Here is a 2929-nt window from a genome sequence, read left to right as displayed (position 1 = left end):
CGAATGGGATATCTCATCTTAAGGGGGGCTTCACGCTTAGATGCCTTCAGCGTTTATCCCTTCCGGGCTTGGCTACTCGGCCGTAGACTTGGCAGTCTAACCGATGCACCAGCGGCCCGTCCATCCCGGTCCTCTCGTACTAAGGACAGCTCCTCTCAGATATCCTACGCCCACGCCGGATAGGGACCGAACTGTCTCACGACGTTCTGAACCCAGCTCGCGTACCGCTTTAATGGGCGAACAGCCCAACCCTTGGGACCTACTACAGCCCCAGGATGCGATGAGCCGACATCGAGGTGCCAAACCACTCCGTCGATGTGAACTCTTGGGAGTGATAAGCCTGTTATCCCCAGGGTAGCTTTTATCCGTTGAGCGATGGCATTCCCACTTAATACCACCGGATCACTAAGCCCTACTTTCGTACCTGCTCCACCCGTCGGTGTCGCAGTCAAGCTCCCTTCTGCCTTTGCACTCTTCGAATGGTTTCCGTCCATTCTGAGGGAACCTTTGGGCGCCTCCGATACCCTTTCGGAGGCGACCGCCCCAGTCAAACTCCCCGTCTGGCATTGTCCCACCGCCGGGTCACGGCGGCTGGTTAGAAACCCAATACTGCAAGGGTGGTATCCCAACAGCGGCTCCACAATAACTGGCGTTACTGTATCTCAGCCTCCCACCTATCCTGTACATGCAATACCGAGTCCCAGTACCAAACTGGAGTAAAGCTCCATGGGGTCTTTCCGTCCTGGCGCAGGTAACCAGCATCTTCACTGGTACTTCAATTTCACCGGATGCATTGTCGAGACAGCGCTCAAATCATTACGCCTTTCGTGCGGGTCGGAACTTACCCGACAAGGAATTTCGCTACCTTAGGACCGTTATAGTTACGGCCGCCGTTTACTGGGGCTTAAATTCAAAGCTTCGCTTGCGCTAACCTCTCCTCTTAACCTTCCAGCACCGGGCAGGCGTCAGCCCATATACCTCACCTTTCGGTTTCGCATAGACCTGTGTTTTTGCTAAACAGTTGCTTGAGCCTATTCTCTGCGGCCTGGTTTCCCAGGCACCCCTTATCCCTAAGTTACGGGGCCATTTTGCCGAGTTCCTTGACAATGCTTCTTCCGCCGGCCTTAGGATTCTCTCCTCATCCACCTGTGTCGGTTTACGGTACGGGTACGGTATAAACGATAGCGGCTTTTCTTGACGCATGGCTCACGGACTTCGCTACTTTATTTCGCTCCGCATCACGGCTTCCCATTGCCACCCGGATTTGCCAAAGTGGCTGGTACCCCGCTTGCACCGGGACAATCCATCCCCGGCTTCCGCTTTCCTTACGTGTCCCCACAGTTCTGTCATACCGCAGTACAGGAATCTCCACCTGTTGTCCATCGGCTACGACTCTCGTCCTCGCCTTAGGCCCCGACTTACCCAGAGCAGATCAGCTTTACTCTGGAAACCTTGGATATTCGGCCATAAGGATTCTCACCTTATTCTCGCTACTCATTCCGGCATTCTCTCTTCCATGCAGTCCACAGCTCCTTACGGTACTGCTTCTTCCCGCATGCAATGCTCCTCTACCAACCTTTCGGTTCCTTAGTTTCGGTGGCGCGTTTCAGCCCCGGACATTTTCGGCGCAGGACCTCTCGACCAGTGAGCTATTACGCACTCTTTGAATGGATGGCTGCTTCTGAGCCAACATCCTGGTTGTCTTCGAAATCCCACATCCTTTTCCACTTAACGCGCACTTGGGGACCTTAACTGAAGGTCTGGGCTCTTTCCCTTTTGACCGCCCAACTTATCTCGTGCAGTCTGACTCCCGATAATCGATTACGCGGCATTCGGAGTTTGATATTCTTCGGTAGGCTTTGACGCCCCCTAGGAAATTCAGTGCTCTACCTCCGCAAATCTGTATCGAGGCTAGCCCTAAAGCTATTTCGAGGAGAACCAGCTATCTCCGGGTTCGATTGGAATTTCTCCCCTATCCACACCTCATCCCCACCCTTTTCAACGGATGTGGGTTCGGTCCTCCACTACCTCTTACGGCAGCTTCAACCTGGACATGGATAGATCACCCGGTTTCGGGTCTACTCCTACTGACTCTGGCCCTCTTAAGACTTGGTTTCCCTACGGCTCCACACCTGAAGTGCTTAACCTTGCCAGTAAGCGTAACTCGCCGGACCGTTCTACAAAAAGTACGCGGTCGCACATATAAAGTGCTTCCACAGCTTGTAGACACAGGGTTTCAGGTTCTCTTTCACTCCCCTCCCGGGGTCCTTTTCACCTTTCCTTCACAGTACTATGCGCTATCGGTCACTAAGTAGTATTTAGCCTTAGGGGGTGGTCCCCCTGATTTCCCACAAGGTTCCACGTGTCTCGTGGTACTCTGGATCCTGCTCAGTCTCATCAGCTTTCACGTACGGGGCTTTCACCCTCTGTGGCCGGCTTTCCCAAAACCGTTCTGTTAGCCTCTGAGAATCTTAAATGCAGTCCGTAACCCCGGTATGCACGCACACCGGTTTAGGCTCCTCCGCGTTCGCTCGCCGCTACTTACGGAATCGAGTTTTCTTTCTTTTCCTCCGGGTACTTAGATGTTTCAGTTCCCCGGGTTCCCTTCCATACGTTATGGATTGGCGTATGGATACATGAGGTTTGCTCATGTGGGTTTCCCCATTCAGACATCTCCGGATCACGGGATATTTGCTCCTCCCCGAAGCTTATCGCAGCTTATCACGTCTTTCATCGGCTCTTAGTGCCAAGGCATCCGCCCTGTGCCCTTATTGCTTGACCTTTCGCTTCATCACCCTAGCGTAGGTGATGCGGTCGTTTGATTCTCATGTTTTTGATAACTTTGTTATCGATGTCTTCCTATCTTGCGTTTTATGAGATACTCTCATATCTCTTAACGTTTTGTATCAAGGATATTTGATTAACTTTT

Annotated in this window: 1 rRNA gene; it reads right to left on the bottom strand. The window is 52.5% G+C overall.

From position 1 onward, the window contains the following. Nucleotides 1–2781, bottom strand: a 23S ribosomal RNA gene (locus H8Z82_RS16585); the annotation flags it as partial. Nucleotides 2782–2929 lie beyond the last annotated feature (148 nt).

It is taken from the genome of Blautia difficilis, from assembly GCF_014297245.1.
GTDB classification, from domain to species: domain Bacteria; phylum Bacillota; class Clostridia; order Lachnospirales; family Lachnospiraceae; genus Blautia_A; species Blautia_A difficilis.
Note: the sequence above shows the minus strand (reverse complement) of the source record. Positions and strands in the feature narration are given on the sequence as shown.